The 19,071-nt window shown below is 42.4% G+C and carries 16 protein-coding genes; 7 read left to right on the top strand and 9 right to left on the bottom strand.

Going from position 1 to position 19,071, the window contains the following annotated elements:
* The first annotated feature begins 115 nt into the window (after window positions 1-115).
* Window positions 116-1,189, top strand: a complete 1,074-nt coding sequence (locus HUS26_RS18395) for an AI-2E family transporter (protein WP_173918488.1) — start codon at window positions 116-118, stop codon at window positions 1,187-1,189.
* Window positions 1,190-1,266: 77 nt separating this feature from the next.
* Entirely contained in the window at window positions 1,267-2,457 is a 1,191-nt protein-coding gene (locus HUS26_RS18390) for an MFS transporter (RefSeq protein WP_173918487.1), read from the top strand.
* Window positions 2,458-2,632: 175 nt separating this feature from the next.
* Here HUS26_RS18390 and HUS26_RS18385 read toward each other — a convergent pair whose 3' ends face one another.
* The 4 genes from HUS26_RS18385 to HUS26_RS18370 all read right to left on the bottom strand — a co-directional run bounded on the left by HUS26_RS18385 (window position 2,633) and on the right by HUS26_RS18370 (window position 6,714).
* A complete protein-coding gene (locus HUS26_RS18385; RefSeq protein WP_173918486.1) occupies window positions 2,633-3,682 on the bottom strand; it encodes a DctP family TRAP transporter solute-binding subunit in 1,050 nt (349 codons plus the stop codon).
* Between the two features lie 64 nt (window positions 3,683-3,746).
* Window positions 3,747-5,012, bottom strand: a complete 1,266-nt coding sequence (locus HUS26_RS18380; RefSeq protein ID WP_173918485.1) for a TRAP transporter large permease — start codon at window positions 5,010-5,012, stop codon at window positions 3,747-3,749.
* A gap of 36 nt (window positions 5,013-5,048) precedes the next feature.
* Window positions 5,049-5,609 (bottom strand): TRAP transporter small permease, encoded by a 561-nt coding sequence (locus HUS26_RS18375; RefSeq protein ID WP_254434242.1) that lies wholly within the window; start codon window positions 5,607-5,609, stop codon window positions 5,049-5,051.
* A gap of 250 nt (window positions 5,610-5,859) precedes the next feature.
* Window positions 5,860-6,714 (bottom strand): GNAT family N-acetyltransferase, encoded by an 855-nt coding sequence (locus HUS26_RS18370; protein WP_173918483.1) that lies wholly within the window; start codon window positions 6,712-6,714, stop codon window positions 5,860-5,862.
* A 118-nt stretch (window positions 6,715-6,832) separates the two neighbouring features.
* On the opposite strand from HUS26_RS18370, the gene HUS26_RS18365 reads away from it, so the two are divergent.
* Window positions 6,833-7,015, top strand: coding sequence for an SE1832 family protein (locus tag HUS26_RS18365; protein WP_173918482.1), 183 nt, complete (start codon window positions 6,833-6,835; stop codon window positions 7,013-7,015).
* A 76-nt stretch (window positions 7,016-7,091) separates the two neighbouring features.
* Here the strand turns inward: HUS26_RS18365 and HUS26_RS18360 are convergent, their stop codons facing one another.
* Window positions 7,092-8,942 (bottom strand): sodium:proton antiporter, encoded by a 1,851-nt coding sequence (locus HUS26_RS18360; protein WP_173918481.1) that lies wholly within the window; start codon window positions 8,940-8,942, stop codon window positions 7,092-7,094.
* Window positions 8,943-9,243: 301 nt separating this feature from the next.
* Between HUS26_RS18360 and brnQ the strand changes: the two genes are divergently transcribed.
* The 3 genes from brnQ (at window position 9,244) to HUS26_RS18345 (ending at window position 12,002) form a co-directional block, all read left to right on the top strand.
* Window positions 9,244-10,560, top strand: a complete 1,317-nt coding sequence (brnQ, locus tag HUS26_RS18355; protein ID WP_173918480.1) for a branched-chain amino acid transport system II carrier protein — start codon at window positions 9,244-9,246, stop codon at window positions 10,558-10,560.
* Window positions 10,561-10,771: 211 nt separating this feature from the next.
* On the top strand, window positions 10,772-11,365 hold the full coding sequence (locus tag HUS26_RS18350; RefSeq protein ID WP_173918479.1) for a helix-turn-helix domain-containing protein: 594 nt from the start codon (window positions 10,772-10,774) through the stop codon (window positions 11,363-11,365).
* A complete protein-coding gene (locus HUS26_RS18345; RefSeq protein WP_173918478.1) occupies window positions 11,271-12,002 on the top strand; it encodes an IS3 family transposase in 732 nt (243 codons plus the stop codon). The genes HUS26_RS18350 and HUS26_RS18345 overlap by 95 nt, the downstream gene beginning before the upstream one ends.
* 48 nt (window positions 12,003-12,050) lie before the next feature.
* Here HUS26_RS18345 and HUS26_RS18340 read toward each other — a convergent pair whose 3' ends face one another.
* The 4 genes from HUS26_RS18340 to HUS26_RS18325 all read right to left on the bottom strand — a co-directional run bounded on the left by HUS26_RS18340 (window position 12,051) and on the right by HUS26_RS18325 (window position 16,635).
* On the bottom strand, window positions 12,051-12,905 hold the full coding sequence (locus HUS26_RS18340) for a transglutaminase family protein (RefSeq protein WP_173918477.1): 855 nt from the start codon (window positions 12,903-12,905) through the stop codon (window positions 12,051-12,053).
* A gap of 21 nt (window positions 12,906-12,926) precedes the next feature.
* Window positions 12,927-13,898: an alpha-E domain-containing protein gene (locus tag HUS26_RS18335; protein WP_173918476.1), complete on the bottom strand. Its 972-nt coding sequence runs from the start codon at window positions 13,896-13,898 to the stop codon at window positions 12,927-12,929.
* Window positions 13,891-15,348 carry a circularly permuted type 2 ATP-grasp protein gene (locus HUS26_RS18330; RefSeq protein ID WP_173918475.1) on the bottom strand — a complete coding sequence of 486 codons (1,458 nt, stop codon included), beginning with the start codon at window positions 15,346-15,348 and terminating at the stop codon, window positions 13,891-13,893. Before HUS26_RS18330 ends, HUS26_RS18335 begins: the two co-directional genes overlap by 8 nt.
* Window positions 15,349-15,696: 348 nt before the next feature.
* Entirely contained in the window at window positions 15,697-16,635 is a 939-nt protein-coding gene (locus HUS26_RS18325; RefSeq protein ID WP_173918474.1) for an NADP-dependent oxidoreductase, read from the bottom strand.
* A gap of 100 nt (window positions 16,636-16,735) precedes the next feature.
* On the opposite strand from HUS26_RS18325, the gene recQ reads away from it, so the two are divergent.
* The gene (gene recQ / locus HUS26_RS18320) at window positions 16,736-18,880 is read left to right on the top strand and encodes a DNA helicase RecQ (RefSeq protein ID WP_173918473.1); all 2,145 of its coding nucleotides are present in this window, start codon (window positions 16,736-16,738) and stop codon (window positions 18,878-18,880) included.
* Window positions 18,881-19,071 lie beyond the last annotated feature (191 nt).

Raw genomic sequence — 19,071 nt, 5'->3', positions numbered from 1 at the left:
TCTTATGAGCGTAACCTTCTCTCTTATTGTATACTTTACTATAGAATATTTTGGTTATTGAATAGCGAAATTAGGGTACCGCCAGTAAACGAATTTTAAAAAAAGGTGTGAAGTAATGATTCATAAACGTTGGTTCCAAGTGTTAGTATCAGGTATATTGTTGTGTTTGCTTATTCTGCTGTTACATGAAATCAGCTTCTTCTTTAAACCATTTCTTACATATGCCGCTGCGATAGCGTTTCCGCTCATCGGCGGTGCGATTTTATTTTATATCTCAAGACCGCTGATGCACTTGCTTGAGCATTATAAAGTTCCAAGATTGGCTTCCATTCTGGTCATCTTCCTCGTGTTCATTCTGGCTGGTTTTCTAGTCGTTCAGTTTATTGCGCCTATTGCCCAGCAGCAGTTCAGCCGGCTTGTTGAAAACATCCCCCGCATGGGTGAAATGATCACAGAAACGATAACGTACTGGCAGCAAAACCAGGATATCATTCCTGATCAGTTTAACAGTGCTCTCGAAAATGTGGTTCAAACGTTACAGGATTCGCTGGATGCAGCGCCGGGTGTTATCATTAACGTCGTCAGCCAGCTTGTCGGTTTTGTATTCGGCCTCGTGCTTATTCCATTTTTCCTTTTCTTTATGCTTAAGGATGGACATAAGCTTGTTCCTTTCTTAAAACAATTTATGAACCTGCGGGTTGCCGGAAGCTTCGATCGTCTGGCTAAGTCATTGGACCATACGCTTCATTCATTTATTATCGGGCAGTTAATTGTTAGTGTGTTTGTAGGATTGATCTTACTTGTCGGGTACCTTATCATCGGCTTAGAGTATTCATTGACACTGGCTCTCTTTGCGATGCTGATGAATGTAATCCCGTTTGTCGGACCGTTCTTAGCGGTGATTCCCGCTATTCTCGTCGCCCTTTTTCAGGAGCCGATCATGGCTGTCTATGTAGCGATTATTATGATTATCGCTCAGCAGCTGGAAGGAAACCTCGTTTCTCCTAATGTTATGGGAAAAGCTTTGAACATCCATCCGCTTACGATCATTACGGTCATTTTAGCAGCGGGAAGCCTGGCTGGTTTTCTCGGATTGCTGTTTGCCATTCCGGCCTATGCTGTCATAAAAACGATTATCAGTCATTTCTACCAGGAGTGGCTGGACAACCGCAAAGCAGCTCATGATTAAAGGTCTGTTCTCTCACCCGCTATCACTGGTATAGCGGGTTTTATATGTTTGACATGTACAGAAAGGAAGGAATCATTATGGATCGAGCGTCTAATAAGCTTTGGACCTGGCCGTTTATCTTTTTAATACTAGCGAATTTATTTACATTTATGAGCTTTCAGATGCTGCTGCCGAACCTTCCACCTTACATAGAATCGATCGGCGGAAGTGAACTGCAAATTGGATTAGTGACGACGATGTTTTCCATTGCTGCTATTTTAATCCGCCCTATTACCGGTCATATTCTCATGACAAGCAAACGGAAGCTTCTCGTCTTGATCGGGGCTGTCTCGTTATTAGCGATGACTCTGTTATACCCTATTACCCAAATCGTTGTTTTGGTGCTCATTATCCGTTTTGCTCACGGACTAGCATGGGGCTGGTCCACCACTGTAAATGGGACAGCCGCTGTGGATATAGTGCCAAGACGACGTGTAGGAGAAGGGATGGGCTATTTTGGTTTATCGATTACTATTGGAATGATTATGGCGCCAAGCCTCGGGATTTACCTTTATCAAAACTATGATTTCTACTTACTCGTCTGGATTTCTGCAGGGTTAGGGATCATTGCTATCTTATTATTTAGTTTGACCTCTTTTAAGACGCCAGAGAGCGTATACTATAACCAAAAACAGCCGCCGCGTTTTTCCTTTGTAGGAGCGCTGATTGAAAAAAGAAGCGGCTACCCTGCTTTGGTTACTTTCTTAACGACATTCGGCTATGGCTCGATCGTCACATATATTGTGATCTTCGGTGTAGAGCAAGGGTTAGACGGAGTATTTTTGTTTTATTTCTTCAATGCCCTTCTGGCGACTTTAGCCCGTCCGATTACAGGGAAATATTTTGATAAGCATGGCCCCTGGAAACTCATTATGGTCTGCTCGGCCTTATCTTTTATCGCTATGTGGATTTTAGCTCTGGCTGATTCTAATCTGGATCTAGTGCTGGCCGGTGCTCTCTTTGGAGCAGGATACGGCTCGATGATGCCTGCTTTTCAAGCCTGGGTCATTTCGAAGACTACGGTTGAGCGAAGCGGTATTGCTAACGGAATGTTTTACTCTTCCATTGACCTTGGAATCGGTCTAAGTGCTCTTATCCTTGGCTTTGTTTATGCTTTCGTAGACACTGCTGCTCTCTTTAAAATGTCAAGCTTTCTTTTTATTATAGTCATTCTGTTAACATGGAAAGATTACCGGGTGCAGACGGAACCATGGCAGGCCCCGCAATAAAAATTGCGAGTGGAGCCAGACAGAAAAAAAGACTGTACTCCACCTAGAAGCAGGATCTTTTTAAGTAAAGGGATTCTCCTTGGAATCGAGTGGTTCTCGCACCGAAGGAGAAAATAAACATTCTCTCTACAACACAAAAGACCGCTTCCTTGTTTAAAGGAAGCGGTCTTTATTATTATTCTGCTGATTCAGCTTCTTCAATTTCCTTCTCTAATTTCTCTAAAATAGCTCCATCTACTCCAGAGACATTTTCAATATAGTAATCACGGATAGGCATCGCTTTTTCACGGAAAGCTTCTCGCTGTTCTTCTGTTAACTCGATAATCTCTGTTTGGTTTTCTTCATCATTCTTGATGGTTTCCAGCCATTCCTCGTTTTGAGCCTGCTGCTCATCAAACGCCCACTGTTGCATTTCTTCTGTTGTTTCATTTACCATTTCCTGCATTTCTTCTGGAAGACCATTAAACCAGTCTGTGTTTACAGTAGTCATGGCCACATAATTATTATGATTGGAAATGGTCATATAATCCTGTACTTCGTGGAATGAAGCATCTCCAATAAAGAAGATTGGGTTTTCCTGACCATCTACTGTATTACGATCTAAAGCGGTGTACAGCTCAGACCAGCTCATCGGAGTCGGGTCAGCCCCATACGCTTTGTAGGACTCAAGAATTAAAGGAGAATCCTGTGTACGCATTTTGAAGCTCTGGAAATCGTCAGGGCTTTCGATAGGAGTGTTGGATGTCCACTGCATCGCTCCCTCTGTCCAGTACGATAGCGGTGTAATACTATGTTCTTCATATCTCTCACGCAGATCAGTATTTAAAGCTTCACTCGTGTTTAAGATTTCCTGTGTTTTTTCAACATCGTCAGGAAATAGGAAGTGCAATGCAAAAATCTGCCCTTCATTTACCATGTTTCCTGTAAAGCCTGGCGACATAACCGCCATTTCAACGGTTCCATTCTGGAGCTGTTCTACTTGGTCAGTTTCACTGCCTAGTCCGCCAAATTCATAAACGTCGATGTTCACTTGTCCATCTGACTTTTCTTTCATGCGCTTAGCGAATTCTTCAGCATACTCATATTGACCCTGGCCTTCTACTTCCTCCGTAACGAATCTCCAGTTATAACTTTCTCCGCCGCCATCACCGCCGTTGCCCTCTTCATTTTGACCACAGGCAGCCAGCATTAAGCTCATAGCCGACGCTGCAACTAATCCTAACATCTTCTTTTTGTTTAAAATGATAATGACCTCCCAATTTTTTATTTATTTTAGCTTTCCCCCGGCTCTATAAAAGAATGAGAGAAAGTTCTTCAAAGTAAATCAATAAAACAGAAATTATCACCATCATTATGATATAAGGCGGGGTACCTTTAATAACCTCAAGGTACGGTTTATTAAAGACGGCACTCGCCGTAAAGATATCGACCCCAAATGGCGGTGTGGCAGAACCTAAAGCGGCCTGGAATGTAATGACCACTCCTAAGTGAACCGGATCGACACCCGCACTCATAGCTGCCGGGTAGAAAATTGGAGTAAGTACCAATATTACGACGATAGGATCTACAAACATACAGCCAATAAAGAAGAAGATGGTAACCATAATCAATACATAAACGGCTGTAGGATCAGTTCCTAACACAGTATCTGTAATCATTTGCGGAATCCGGGCAAATGATATAACCCAAGTAAACGCTTGTCCTCCTGCTACCAGTACGAATACGGCGGAGGTTACCAGACCTGTTGATCTTGCAATTGCCGGCAGCTCTTTTATATGAATGGATCGATAAATAACAACTTCTAATATAAAAGCATAGAGGACAGAGACCCCGGCTGCTTCTGTAGGGCTGAAGAGTCCTGAATAGATTCCGCCGATAATAATGACTGGGAATCCAAGCGGCAATAAAGCTTTACGTGTAAACTTGAACCGCTCGCTCCATGTCGCTTTATCCGCTAGTGGTATATTGGCTCTTTTTGCATAGATAATACTGAAAATAGCAAAGCTTAAGAAAACAATAATACCTGGTATGATTCCTGCAATAAACAGATCGCCAACAGAAGTTCCAGAAACTAAGCCATACATGATCATTCCGATACTTGGAGGAACAAGTAAAGCTACATCACTAGAGTTAATGATTAAAGCAATCGCGGATGAATCTTTGTAACCTATTCTAAGTAAACGTTCACGCATCGGCTTCCCAACCGCTACTACAGTAGCCTGGGTGGAGCCTGAAATGGCGCCAAACAATGTACAGGCAGCAGCTGTCGTTACGGCATAACCGCCTCTGATATGTCCAATAAACGATCCAATAAAGTCTAATAATCTTCGAGATGTTTTTCCTGCTGTCATTATATCAGCAGCAAAAATAAATAGAGGTACAGCTAGAAGTACGTATGCTTCAATACCTGTAGCAAATTGCTGCATTAAAATCATAGGGTCCATATTGGGAAAAAATAAGAATACACCGATAAGAGGAGCCACCATAAGCGGAATCATCATCGGGAAATTCAATAACAAAAGGACCACCATGATCGATAGTAAGGTTGCGGCCATGTCGTTATCCCTCTCTATGTGAATTTGATATTTGGTTTATAGATGTCCTGTAGCCTCATCGATTTTAGGCTTTTCTTCGTCATTGTAATCCTTTGCATCTGTTCCTAAATAAACGTGCTCACGGTCACGAAGGTTCACCCACGCATTTCGCAAGAATTGTATCCCCCCGAGCAAAAATCCTAGAGGAATCGGTACGTAAACAAGATACTCAGGCATTTCTAATGCTGGTGTTACTGTACCTGAATTATAAACGCTTATGACATAGTAGTAGGAATAGTAAGTCAGCGTAAAGAGAACACCTGCCGTACAAAGATGAATAAATACCGATACGACCTTTCTTACTTTGAAAGGAGCTAAATCGTAGAAAGCTGACATGCTTATGTGACGGCCTTTTCTCGCCGCATAACTGATCCCCATAAATGTGGCAACAATAATAGCAATTTTGCTGACTTCATTTGCGAAGAAAATAGAATAGCTGAATAATGCTCGTGTAACGGCGTTTCCTACAACCATGAGAGCGATAATAAGAACAGCATATCCTAAAATAAATTCTTCTATTTTAAGGATGACTTTGTCTAATGCTCTGAAAAATTTCAAATGTTTTGCCCCCTCTGGTGAGCCTATAGTAAGGATTTTAGCCCAATTACTTAAAATCATACAGAATATTATGAGAACCTACAAACGGACTGTAAGAGGATAAATGCCCCTTACATAGTATTTAAACAGACCTGCTTCAAAATAGTCTGCTATATTACATAAAGATTAATAATGCTTCTAAAAGGTTACAAATACTCGTAATTCTAAATAATTGTAAAAAATCGTTGTAAGAAACGACCTAGACAGTTTTTTAACCTTCAAGGAAGTGATAAACGAGTGATTCCCCCACTTGCTTATACCCGATTTTTGTATAGATAGAATTGGAAGTAGGATTAGATAAGTCCGTATACAGTGAACAGAATTTTTTGTCTTCCTTCAGCAGTTTCTCACTGAGCTGAGTCACAGCTGAAGTAGCGTAGCCTTTTCTTTTGTACTGATCTGGTGTAAATACCCCATTGATTGTCGCTCCATTGATCGTAGAACGGCTGTGACAAACCATGGATACATTTTTCCCGTTAACCTGATAAACATACACCTTTTGCGCATCTAGTAATCTTTTGGCTGTCTGCTTCGCATAGGGTACCTGGGATAATTCCTGAGCCTCTTTATAGAACTGCTCAAACCATTCAGAGATCCAGTTAAGATCACTGCTCTTTGCGACGGCCAGCTTACCATCTCCCTTCTTTTCTTTATTCACTTGCTCCAACTCATAAATAGCCTGCTTCATGTGAAGCTCTGCTCTCCTGCCCGTTCGCTTCGTCCATTCTTCCACAAACCAATTGACGATATGAGCAGCACCTAAAACTCCAGGAACGTCTTGGCCATTTTTATAAAGATAATCAGCTAACACTTTTATTGCCTCTCTTGAAACACCGGAAACTGATGGAAGGATCCACAAATGCGGTGGGGTCCTCATCGTTAAATAATGAGGCTGGCTGTTTTCTTCAACTGTCAATAAGGTCTCCTGATGATGATAACGGGAAGGATTATTGGAAAGTTCCCCTAATATTCCTAAAGGCAGATTATTCTCTGATTCTTTTTCTAAAAGTAGTGGATGTGTGTTTATTTTAAATTGGTGAATATCTTTAAACTGAGCTATATTCATCAAAATGCCTCTCTCTCTAGTACCATTAGATATATTTCACCATGCTTTATTCAGAATTTTCAAACCATTGTTGGACTATCGCTATTCCTCTACAATAGTTACTAAAGGAGTGATGACGATGACCAAACAGGAAATAAGAGATGAAATCGCGTTTCTGAAATCAGATTATATACGCATTCAAGGGGATCTAGAAAAACTGGACGCCGCCGGCGGTAACGTGGAAAATGCCGAAAAACAGCTCGCCCAGATGGAAGATCAATTAAAAGATTTAAAACAGCAGCTGGCAAAAGCACCAGAATAAAAAAGCGTCACGATCATGGATCGTGACGCTTTTTAGCCTTCTCCTAGCTGGGAGAAGTAGCATTTTTACCTTTTTTCTACTTCTTCCCATTCCTCTGGTTTTCCAGCTTTTCCCGAATTTTTTCTTTTTCTTTATTCGGCGGAGTTAGAGACACAATAACATCTCCCGTCTCCACTTTCGGCTGGCTTTCATTGCTAAAGAACTCAATTTTCTTAGAAGGTTTTCTGACAAAAACCATCATGGCCCCTTCATTCATATTCTTTAAATAATCCATATACTTAAACTGTTCGGTTATCGTTGTCTTCCTGAATATATATCCCATTTTAATAAGACGATTTAATTCTTCCCAGGAAGCCGATTGTCCAATTAATACTTTACCGCCGATCGTACGGCCGAGATCTTCTAAGTTATCTCCCTGCTGCTGTTTTCTTAAACTCAGCTGATAGAGATTGCTGCGGCCAAACTCGGGTACAAACGTTGTACAGACAAGGGCGTTGTAGGAATCGTACTCGGTCGCTGCCACCATATATTCGTACGGGGTCATTTCGAGATGATATTCCGTCTGCTCGGATAAGATCTCCCCATGGTAGGTCTTTAAACCTTTCGATCTGGCGTTCGCCAGCCTCTCCCAGGAAGAATCGCTTATCATAACAGGTACTTTTAACTCTTCAAGTACACTGGCCAGCCCGGTTGTAAATGGACTCCCTCCTACTACTAACACTCCAGGAGGCCCTTCCATTGACAGGCCGAGCTTTTTCGAAAGCCATCCGATAGAAAAGCCATGGGCGACTACTGTAGTGAATACTAGAGCAAAGGTTAAAGATATCAAAATAGAAGCATCTTCAAACCCGGCATCCAGCAGTACATTTGCAAAATAACCAGCTACCGTAAGAGCCACAATTCCTCTTGGAGCGATCCAGCTCACCAGCAGCTTCTCCGACTTGGAAAGATCGGTTCGCCATGTCGATACAAAGATGGACAGCGGGCGGACAATAAACAGCATGAGCAGTACAAAGCCAATGATCTGTGGATTAAATATTTCAAGAAGCGTTTCTCTATTCAATGAAGCGGTCAGCATCACGAAAATAGTGGATATAAACAAGAGAGAGATATTCTCTTTAAAGTGACGCATATCTGATATGGAAGAGATATGCATATTGGCCAGCGTCATCCCCATCGCTGTTACCGATAACAGGCCAGTTTCGTGAGTGACTTCATCTGCCAGTGTAAAGCACAGGATAACAGCCGCAAACACAACTGGAGACTTAAGAAACTCAGGAATATACCCACGCTCGAACATAATACCAATCCCTTTTCCTAATCCGTAACCTAACAGGACAGCAAAGATAGAAGCCAGGAAAAAGGTGACGAGAGACGAGATCGTTCCATTATGACCGATGAGAAACTCAATAATCTCAAAAGCAAATACAGCTAAAAGAGCTCCAATCGGGTCGATAATAATACCTTCCCACTTTAAGATCTTAGCAGGTCTCGGCTTTAATTTGGCCTGCCTTAATAAAGGAAGAATGACAGTAGGACCTGTTACGATAAACAGCCCTCCAATTACAAAAGCGACCGCCCATGACAGACCTGCCACATAGTGAGCGGCAAACGACCCTAAAATCCAGCTGATAAACGCTCCAACCGTGACGATTCGAAACACAGGACGCCCTAAACCTTTTACTTCTTTAACGTCCAGATTTAAGCTGCCTTCGAATAATATCACCGCTACAGCTAAAGATATAATCGGACGATAGAGTTCTCCAAAATCTGCCTGTGGATCAATTAATCCAATAATCGGACCGGCTAAAAGCCCGGCAATCGACATAATCACAATAGCCGGCAGCCGAAACCGCCAGGCCAGCCACTGAGAACCCACTCCCAGAAGCCCTATCAATGTTAAATTCAATAATAGCGAATCTATCATAAAAAGAACCTACTCTCCTATTTAAATCTTCATCATATGTCAATATTCTATAGACGCTTTGAGGCAATGTAAATCATATTGATTGGGCAATATGTTTTCCTTATAATACACCTTCCAAAAAGTACTAAACCACTTTTTCGAAATTTACTAAAAAATACGTTGACATAATTTTTTGACATTGGTACGATTACGCCTGTGACAAATGTTGATGGCAGGTTTTTTATGGAATTTAATGACTTCTTTAAGCGTCTCTGAGAAGTTCTTAACAAAAGAATGACTATCATTTGAGGAGTAATGCTTTATGCAAAAAAGAGATACAGTCTTTATCGGCTTCATGCTGTTTGCTTTATTTTTTGGAGCAGGTAACTTAATATACCCGGTTACTTTAGGGATGGAGGCCGGAACCTTGTATTGGCCGGCCATTATTGGCTTCGTCTTAACCGGTGTAGGGCTGCCAATTGTTACAGTTGCCGCCATATCACTCGTGAAAAATGGAGCGATCGAATTAGCCGGAAGAGTCCACCCTATGTTCGCTGTTATTTTTACATCTATTATTTATCTGGCGATCGGTCCGTTCTTTGGAATTCCAAGAGCCGCCAACGTTGGATTTGAAATGGGTGTCGCTCCGTGGATCGGAGGTATTAACGGTTTAGGGCTATTGGTCTTTACCGTTATATTCTTCGTTCTCGTCTTTATTACAAGTTTAAACCCGAGCAAGCTTGTTGACACAGTGGGTCAATATCTAACTCCCGCTCTGTTCCTTGCGATTATCAGCTTAGTCGTCGGCAGCTTTTTTCTATTGAACGGAGAAGTCCAGCCGCCTGTTGAAAAATACAGTGCTCAGCCATTTTCCGCAGGATTCATTGAAGGTTATTTAACAATGGATGCGATTGCGGCGCTAGCGTTTGGAATCATTGTCATTACAGCATTGAAAGAGCGGGGAGTTACTGATCCAAAAGAAATTACGTACCGTTCTCTGCAAGCCGGCTTTGTAACAGCACTCGGTCTCGCTTCTGTATATATTTGTATTGGATGGATCGGTGCCAAAATGGCATCTGAGGGGACCTATGAAAGCGGGAGTGCTGTCCTTTCTGCGGCTGCCAGCCTGATGTATGGAAACGTCGGAACTTTGCTTATTGGCGTCATTGTGCTGCTTGCGTGCTTTACAACATGTGTAGGGCTGACCGTAGCCTGCGGCCAGTTCTTCTCTAAGAGATTTCCACAGCTATCTTATAAAGCTGTCATTACACTGATTACTATCGTAAGTTTTGCGGTATCCAACCTAGGTTTGAACGAGATCATTGCTTACTCTGTTCCTGTTCTTGTTTTCCTTTATCCAATTACGATTGTGCTCGTCATTCTTACGTTTATCGGAAAATTATTTAACCATTCGCCTTATGTATACCGCGGGGCTGTTCTCTTAACAGCTGTCGTAAGCCTGTATGACGGTTTGGTTGAATTTGGTCTTACTATGAGTTTTGCAGAACCATTAATTATGTCCCTTCCGTTTTCTGATTTCAGCTTAAGCTGGATTGTTCCTGCACTGATTGGGGGACTTGCTGGATGGGGGATTTCCTACTTTAAAGCACCCCGCACTAGTGAACGGTATCAAAATTAATAGCTCTAATTAAATTTCACTGTTGATTTTCAGGGAATTCACTCGCTTTCCGTGGATGAACGCTTTTTTCACAGGAGTCTCGCAAATTCCCTTTTACTCTACAACGTCATTTAAATTAAACCAATTATTAAAAAAGAAGGGGTTCCCAAGCCGGGAAGGTAGTGCACCCCGGAAGTTAGAGTTAATAATCTAACTACCGGGGTGTTTTTGTATGTCAAAGTATAGTGAGAAATTTAAATTACAGGTGGTAACGGAGTACTTCCAAGGTCATCTAGGGTACGCTTTATTAGCTAAGAAGTACTCGATCCCTAGTGATGTTCAAATTTTACGCTGGGTTCGTGCTTATCAAGCCTTCGGAGAAGAAGGTTTAAAAAGGAAGCATTCGAAACAAGTCTACCCTGTCCAATTCAAGCTGGATGTATTAAACTTTATGAAACAGACAGGCGCTTCTCATCAGGAGACTGCGATTGCCTTCCAATTGAACAACCCTGCGTTAATTGCGAACTGGTCCAACATTTTTCGGAAGGAAGGGATCGGAGGCCTCCAAGAAAAAGCGAAAGGACGGCCCTCTATGTCAAAAAATCATAAGAAAAAGTCAACCAAATCAGCTAAAGAATTAACTCGTGAAGAACAATTAGAACGTGAAAATGAACTCCTGCGTTTAGAGAATTCCTATCTAAAAAAGTTAAAAGCTTTTCAGGAGAATCCGAATGCCTATCTCGAAAGCACAAACAGCGCTGGTATTCGAACTCAAAAAAGAAGGATTCAAATTAAAAGATGCCTTACGAAGAGTGGACATTCCTGAAGCCACTTATCATTACCAGAGAAAGCAGTTCAAGAAGGAAGATCCGAATAAAGAGTGGAAAGAAATGATTACGAACCTCTTCCATAAGCACAACGGAACCTATGGCTATCGCCGCATTTCCTTCGAACTTAGAAACCAGGGGTATATCATCAACCATAAAAAAGTTCAACGGATCATGAGTACGCTCGGATTGATATGTGAAAAATCCACCCGTAAATCCCGGTATAAATCGTACAAAGGTACGGTCGGGAAAGTGGCTCATAATCGATTAAAACGCAGGTTCCATACGCCCATTCGGCTGGATACCATTCAAACGGAAGCCGAATACCGGACAACCATCCACTCCGATCAAGGCTGGCATTATCAACACAACACGTGGGTGAAAACATTAAAGAAACATCAAATCTTTCAAAGTATGTCCAGGAAAGCAAACTGCGCAGATAATGCGGCCATGGAGAATTTTTTCGGGATCCTCAAACAAGAAATGTATTACGGAGAAGAACTGGTTTCTTATGAAGCGCTTAAAAGAAAGCTCGAGGTCTACGTGGACTACTATAATCATGAACGCGTAAAAGCAAAATTGGCTGGTTTAAGTCCCATACAATACCGAACTCAAACCAGCCAATCAGCTGCATAATAAAAACTCTAACTTTTAGGGGTCACTACCGATCCCCTTCTTTTTGTTTTACTGTTCTAAGAGAGTAACACTTACCTTAACATCAGACTTCTGCCCGCCTCCTCTATAAACACCCTGAAGTGGGCTGACATCTGCATAATCCCGGCCGGTGCCGATGCGAATGTGATTCTCCAGCGCTTCTACATTATTCGTGGGATCTAAGCCGAGCCATCCAATACCAGGAACCATAACTTCTACCCAGGCGTGAGTCGCTGCATCACCGACTAATGCGGAGTCTTCGCCTACATATAAGTAGCCGCTGACATACCTTGCTGGAATCCCCTTCGCCCGAAGCACCCCAAGCATGACATGAGCATAATCCTGGCAGACACCCGCTTTTAAAGGCCATGATTCAAAAGCTTTCGTTCCTACGTGAGTAGCAGTACCGTCATAAGCAATCGAACCATTTAAATAACCCATAAGGTCTAAGGCAAACTGAAGGGGATCACCCACTTCTCCCCCAACAGCCTGAACAATTTCATCTACCTGTTCTTTATATAAAAAGGTATACGGCGACTCATTTATATAATGCAGATAGTGATCATTAAATAGCTGGGAGTTAAAGATACGGCGCATTTGATCCGTGTACTTCAGCATATAGATCAGCGGGCTTTTCTGTATGCTGACTACAGAATTCGTCTTTACAATTAATTCATTGTGCTTGTGAGCAATAAAGAATGATTCCACGTGATTTCCCCAGATGTCTGTATGCTCCTTTGTGGTAGAAACAGGAGTGACCTCTGTTCGATACGACAACAGCCTCTGACACTCATCGTTCCTCGGCTTAAGTCGAATATCATTCATACTTTGGTCAACGAGAGTTTCATAGTGGAACCAGTTTGTGTGCTCAATTTGGTACTTCATAGACTTACTCTCCTTCTTCCCCTACGATTGAGTAGCACGTACAGGATTGACTAAATAATAGGTCATCGAGAAGACACGGCTGAGCTGGTGGCAATTGTCCTGGAATCTATCAAGAAAGACCATTAGCTCTTCCATCGACATACCTGAAATATCTGTATCGTTAATTTCTGCCTTAATGTCCGTTAACAGCTGGAATAAGTCCTCTGAATAATGAGACCTCTTGCCTGCTTCTAGATTATGAATTGTTTCTAAAATATGATCTACACAATAGCGAATAGAACGAGGAAATTTTTCTTCTTCAATAAGAAAAGTCAGAACTTCCTGCGGGTTCATTGTCGGCGGGTGGTCTTTTATAAATGAATCGTAGCCATTGACAATTTGCAAAGCCGTCAGCCAGTAATAATACGATTGAGAGTCTGTACTATTCTTCTCCCGCAGAGTTTTTTCACAAATAACGTTTAAAATGCGTGCCGTTTTCTCTGCACGCTCTATCCATTTACCGATCTTAATAAAAGCATAAGGGGTGCCGCGTGTCATGGTAGATTCGATAATTCCCTGACACGTCATCGACATAGTGATGACATCTTTTAAGTGGCTCTGAATAACAGGAGGAGTAAACGGCTGATCGACCTGGCTCTGCTTCTCCAAATAAAAACGGTTAATCATCTGCCATAATTCGTCCGGAATAATATCACGGGTGGCGCGGGCGTTTTCCCTGGCAAAGTTAACCGTATTCTGCAGGGCATTGTTATTCATCGGGCTTAACGTAAGATACTGAAGGATCGTATCCCTGTTCAGACGTACGTAATGATTATAATAATCCTGTTTGGAAGCACAGATTTCAAGAATCTCTTCCCAGTCCCGGTCCAATACATTCTGATCGGAAGCCTCAAGCATATGAATCATCTGGGCGCTTAAGATTCTAGCATTGTTTTCTGAACGCTCAATATTTCTCGACATCCAGTATAATGAGTCGGCTACCCGGCTAAGCATGGCCATTTCCCCCTTCTGTTAGGACCCATGTATCTTTTCCTCCGCCGCCTTGGGAAGAATTAACAACTAGAGAACCTTTTTTCAGAGCTACCCGCGATAGTCCGCCAGGAAGGACATGCGTTTTCTCACCATTCATAACGAAAACACGTAAATCCACGTGACAAGGATAGAATTCTCCTTTTTGAAAGGCAGGGGCTCTAGACAATTTAATCGTCGGCTGGGCAATATACTGATTTGGCGTCTCGATGATCTTTCTGCGGAACATGCTTCGCTCCTCCTCCGTAGAGTGCGGACCAATCAGCATATCGTAGCCCCCCGAAGCTCCCACATTCTTAACGACAAGCTTTTCGAGATTTTCAATTACATATTCTAACTGTTCGGGGTCGCGAAGAAAGTAAGTATCTACATTTTTAATAATCGGATCTTCGTTCAAGTAGTACTGAATCATTTGTGGAACGTAAGCGTACATCGCCTTATCATCGGCCACTCCATTCCCAATTCCGTTTAATATTGCTACATTCCCTTTACGATAAGCCCGCAAAAGTCCCGATACTCCTAAAGCCGAATCCGGACGGAAAGCTTCCGGGTCTAAAAAGTCATCATCGATCCGGCGGTATATAATATCGACGCGTTTTAATCCACGTATCGTTTTCATGTAAACGATATCATCTTTAACAACCAGATCTCGTCCTTCTACTAATTCTATGCCCATCTGCTGAGCTAAAAACACGTGGTCATAATAAGCCGAATTGTACATTCCCGGCGTCAGCAGGACTGCACAAGGCTGTGGGGAGTTCGTATGGTCGGGAGCATGACTGAGCAATGCACCATGAAGCTCTTTAAATTGAATTTCTAATGACTGAACCGAATGCTGGAAGAACAGTTCAGGATAAACTTGTCTCATAACATAGCGATTTTGAAAAACGTACGACATGCCGGATGGGTTGCGTAAGTTATCTTCGAGGACACGATATTCTCCATGCTCATCCCGAATCAGATCAATACCCGCTAAGAAAATATGATTATTCAATGGGATTTCTAATCCGGACACCTGTTTTTCGTAATAATAAGGGTTGTCCCTAATGAGTTCTTCAGGGATAATTCCATCCTTCACAATCTCTTGATCTTTATAAATATCATCCAAAAAGCAGTTTAAAGCTTTCATTCTTTGTTCCATGCCTTTTTCAATCGTCTTCCACTGTTCTTCCGGAATGATAATCGGCACGAAATCAAAAGGCATCGTTCGTTCCGTTCCACCTTCGTCACTGTAAACCGTAAACGTTATCCCCTGCCTCAAAAAGCTTAGCTGCGCAGTCTCATGTTTTTCTCTTAACTCATCTTCAGAAGTATCGGCAATTAACTTATAAAAAGACTCATAATGATTTTTCGGCTTACCCTCTTGATTCATCATTTCATCGAAAAAAGACCCTGTTTGATAATTTTTCAACATGGATACTCTCCCCTCTCGAGACTGCTATGTAAAAACTATACCCTCAAAATTATAGAATAGTCAAAAAATTATTAAATATTTGCCATATAATGGAGAGTCTGCTCGTTTTTAAGCGTCACCACATCATGTGGAGTCATTCGATATCGGTAAAGGATGTACCGAACTTAATCCCGGTTCCTGCTTCTCTACGATCGTGACCTCTATGCAGGGTTACAGGCCGTCTTTTATTAGCAGAAGTCTTGCAGAACCCCTTGCTTTTTCTAAATAATATCAACAAAGTGTTTAAAAGTGCCAAATATTAAATAAAACACTTATGCCCTCTTCAAAATTGAGAGCATAAGTGCCTGCTTACCCTTTTATCTTTATGACAATTTTACCGGCTGCATGGTGGCTTTCACTGACTTCATGGGCTTTTCGCAAGCCTTCTTCACTTAATGGATAGGTGTTTTCAATCTTAGAAGTTAATTCACCTTTGATCATTAGATTTGCCAGCTGGGCCAGTTTTTCTCCATCTGGTTCGAGCCAGACAAACTCACCTTTCACCCCGTGCTTATCAGCCGTTTCCTGTTCAGGAGGCTGAACGATTGAAACCATTCGTCCTCCTTCTCTTAGAACCTTATAGCTTTTTTCCTGAATATCTCCGCCAAGCGTATCAAGAACAATGTCGAAGTCATCTAATACTTCTTCAAAATTTTCTTCTTTATAATTGATAAATCGATCGACACCTAATTTTTCGACCCAGTCCTGATTCTTTCCGCTGGCCGTGGCCGCAACGTAAGCTCCAAACGATTTAGCGATTTGAATCGCATAATGCCCTACTCCGCCTGAACCGGCGTGAACGAGAACTTTATCCCCTTCTTCTATGCCGGCAGCGTCTACTAAACACTGACGGGCTGTCAGACCGGCCAAAGGCACAGCAGCAGCCTGTTCATAGGAGATTTCCTCCGGAAGATGTGTCAGTACATGCTCGTCAATCGCGGCATACTCGGCATAAGTCCCAAGTCGAGATAGTTCAGGACGGGAGAAGACACGGTCTCCTTCTTTAAATTTGCTGACTTTCGAGCCGGTCTTTTTCACAATCCCTGCGGCATCCCAGCCTAATATAATCGGAAATTCAAAATCTAACTTTTCCTGTAAATATCCTTCTCTTAATTTCCAGTCGATTGGGTTAATGGAAGTTGCATATAACTCCACCAGCACCTGGCTTTCTTCTATTTCAGGAATCGGCATGTCCTTTTCTTTCAACTGATCCGATCCTCCATACTGCTCTATAACAATGGCTTTCATAAAACCACTCCTTTAAAGTAAATCGTCTACATAATTTTCCCCTCTCTATTGATTTGAAACATGATACGATAAGGGGAGCATGAATAAAGGATGATCACCGATGATAGAACAAGCTCAGCAAATACTTCAGGATTATTATGGATACCCTTCTTTCCGTCCTGGACAGGAAGAGGTTATTCAGAACGTCTTTGAGCAGAAAAACACTCTGGCCGTTATGCCTACAGGTGGCGGGAAATCGTTATGTTATCAGATCCCCGCATTAACTCTTAAAGGCACGGCTGTTATAATTTCTCCTTTAATATCTTTAATGAAAGACCAGGTGGATGCTCTTATTTCCTATGGCATCGCTGCCACTTATATTAACAGCTCCCTGTCGTTTGAAGAACAGCAGCAGCGAATGATCGATATTGAAAAGGGCCGCTATAAGTTTGTTTATGTAGCTCCTGAACGGTTTGATTCAGGCGGGTTCCTTTCTACACTAAAACGAATCAATCTTTCCCTGGTCGCTTTTGACGAGGCTCACTGTATTTCCCAGTGGGGACACGATTTCAGGCCCAGCTACCGGTCAATCGTCCCTACCCTTTATAAGATTCCCAACCTCCCTGTAGTGATGGGATTAACAGCAACAGCTACTAAAGAGGTCATTGCCGACATTCAGAAGTTAATCGGCGTATCCGATCAATCTGTCGTTAATACCGGCTTTGCACGAGATAATCTTTCGTTTCGCATTATAAAAGGCCGGGACAAGCGTGAATTTTTACTGGAATATTTAAAACAGCGGCCGAATGATGCCGGCATTATTTATACATCCACACGTAAAGATGCCGATTTCCTGCAGAACTTTCTAGAGAAAAAGGGATATTCGATTGGCAAGTATCACGCAGGCATGAGTGAGCAGCAGAGGCAAAAATCCCAAAGCCAGTTTGTTCAAGATGAAATTACGACAATTGTAGCCACCAATGCATTTGGGATGGGAATCGATAAATCAAACGTACGCTATGTGGTTCACTACTCAATGCCGATGAATTTAGAAGCCTATTACCAGGAAGCCGGCCGTGCCGGCCGTGATGGTGAAAACGGAGACTGTGTTTTATTATTTTCCGGCCAGGATATTCACCTTCAGCGCTTCTTAATTGATCAATCGATGATGGATGATGAAAAGAAACAGGACGAGTACGGAAAACTCCAATCAATGGTAAATTACTGTCACACCCATATGTGCCTGCAGGAATACATTCTTGATTACTTTAAGGATCCTTATCACTACGAAGCCTGCGGAAAGTGCTCCAACTGTTTACATGAAGGCGAAGATGAAGATATGACCCGGGAAGCGCAAATGGTGTTGTCATGCGTGAAGCGAATGGGCGAGAAATTCGGGTCAGGACTAACCGCTAAAGTTCTGCGCGGATCGTCTGACCAGCGCGTGAAACAGTTTAGATTTCACATGCTTTCTACTTACGGTATTTTATCCCACTACACGGAAAAGCAGCTGACCCAGTTCATCAGCTTCCTTACTGCAGAAGGGCTTTTGAGTCCTGGCCAGGGACGCTATCCGACTTTACAGCTGACCGAGGAATCGGTTGCCGTTTTAAAAGGAGAACGAGAGGTGCGCATGCTTGTTGAATCGACGACTTCTCATCAGGAAACGGATTATAATGAGGCGCAATTTGAAGAGCTTCGAAACTTAAGAAAACAAATTGCCGAAGAAAACAACCTGCCCCCTTACGTCATTTTCTCCGATGCCACTTTAAAGGAATTTACCATTTACCTGCCGAAAAATCGTGAAGAAATGCTTAACATTAAAGGGGTCGGGGAACAAAAGTTTGAACAGTATGGAGAAAGCTTTCTCGAAATACTGATTCCATGGGCCGAAGAAGCTGGAGACCGCCCCTCCCCTCAATCGCAGCCTGTCTTTAAAAAGAGGCCATCTAAAGACACGGGTGAAGGTCCAAGTCATGAGATTTCCTTTAAGCTTTGGAAAGAGGACGAATTAACGATTGAGGAAATTGCTGATAAGAGAGAGATGAGTGTCCAAACGATTGAGAAACACATCTTTCGCTGCATGAAAGAAGGTGCTGACGTCGATTGGGATGAATGGTTCTCTCCCGACCAGGAAGAAGCTGTACTAATGGCCCGTAGTAAAATGGATGAAAAAAGGCTGAAGCCATTAAAAGAAGCTTTACCCGAAGACTATACCTATCGAATGGTTAAAGCCGTATTAGTAAAACACGGATATATGGAATAATGAAAAGCCGGGCGGATCACTCGGCTTTTTCTTTTTCCTTTTAAAAGATTCGGAAATTCGTTATAGAACATTCCGTCAGAACGTGAAGAAAATCCCCTAATCCCAGCCAGCATCAGATAAGAAGACCTTTTTTAGTACCTGTGCTAATACCGCGAGACTCCTGCACTACAAAGGAGTGATCCAAGGCAAGC

Source organism: Halobacillus sp. Marseille-Q1614, from assembly GCF_902809865.1.
Classification (GTDB): domain Bacteria; phylum Bacillota; class Bacilli; order Bacillales; family Halobacillaceae; genus Halobacillus_A.
This window is presented reverse-complemented; position numbering and strand designations above follow the sequence as displayed.

Coding starts and splice junctions, on each gene's coding strand:
- HUS26_RS18395 (WP_173918488.1), top strand. CDS start 116: ATGATTCATAAACGTTGGTTCCAAGTGTTAGTATCAGGTATATTGTTG.
- HUS26_RS18390 (WP_173918487.1), top strand. CDS start 1,267: ATGGATCGAGCGTCTAATAAGCTTTGGACCTGGCCGTTTATCTTTTTA.
- HUS26_RS18385 (WP_173918486.1), bottom strand. CDS start 3,682: ATGTTAGGATTAGTTGCAGCGTCGGCTATGAGCTTAATGCTGGCTGCC.
- HUS26_RS18380 (WP_173918485.1), bottom strand. CDS start 5,012: ATGGCCGCAACCTTACTATCGATCATGGTGGTCCTTTTGTTATTGAAT.
- HUS26_RS18370 (WP_173918483.1), bottom strand. CDS start 6,714: ATGAATATAGCTCAGTTTAAAGATATTCACCAATTTAAAATAAACACA.
- HUS26_RS18365 (WP_173918482.1), top strand. CDS start 6,833: ATGACCAAACAGGAAATAAGAGATGAAATCGCGTTTCTGAAATCAGAT.
- HUS26_RS18360 (WP_173918481.1), bottom strand. CDS start 8,942: ATGATAGATTCGCTATTATTGAATTTAACATTGATAGGGCTTCTGGGA.
- brnQ (WP_173918480.1), top strand. CDS start 9,244: ATGCAAAAAAGAGATACAGTCTTTATCGGCTTCATGCTGTTTGCTTTA.
- HUS26_RS18350 (WP_173918479.1), top strand. CDS start 10,772: ATGTCAAAGTATAGTGAGAAATTTAAATTACAGGTGGTAACGGAGTAC.
- HUS26_RS18345 (WP_173918478.1), top strand. CDS start 11,271: ATGCCTATCTCGAAAGCACAAACAGCGCTGGTATTCGAACTCAAAAAA.
- HUS26_RS18340 (WP_173918477.1), bottom strand. CDS start 12,905: ATGAAGTACCAAATTGAGCACACAAACTGGTTCCACTATGAAACTCTC.
- HUS26_RS18335 (WP_173918476.1), bottom strand. CDS start 13,898: ATGCTTAGCCGGGTAGCCGACTCATTATACTGGATGTCGAGAAATATT.
- HUS26_RS18330 (WP_173918475.1), bottom strand. CDS start 15,348: ATGTTGAAAAATTATCAAACAGGGTCTTTTTTCGATGAAATGATGAAT.
- HUS26_RS18325 (WP_173918474.1), bottom strand. CDS start 16,635: ATGAAAGCCATTGTTATAGAGCAGTATGGAGGATCGGATCAGTTGAAA.
- recQ (WP_173918473.1), top strand. CDS start 16,736: ATGATAGAACAAGCTCAGCAAATACTTCAGGATTATTATGGATACCCT.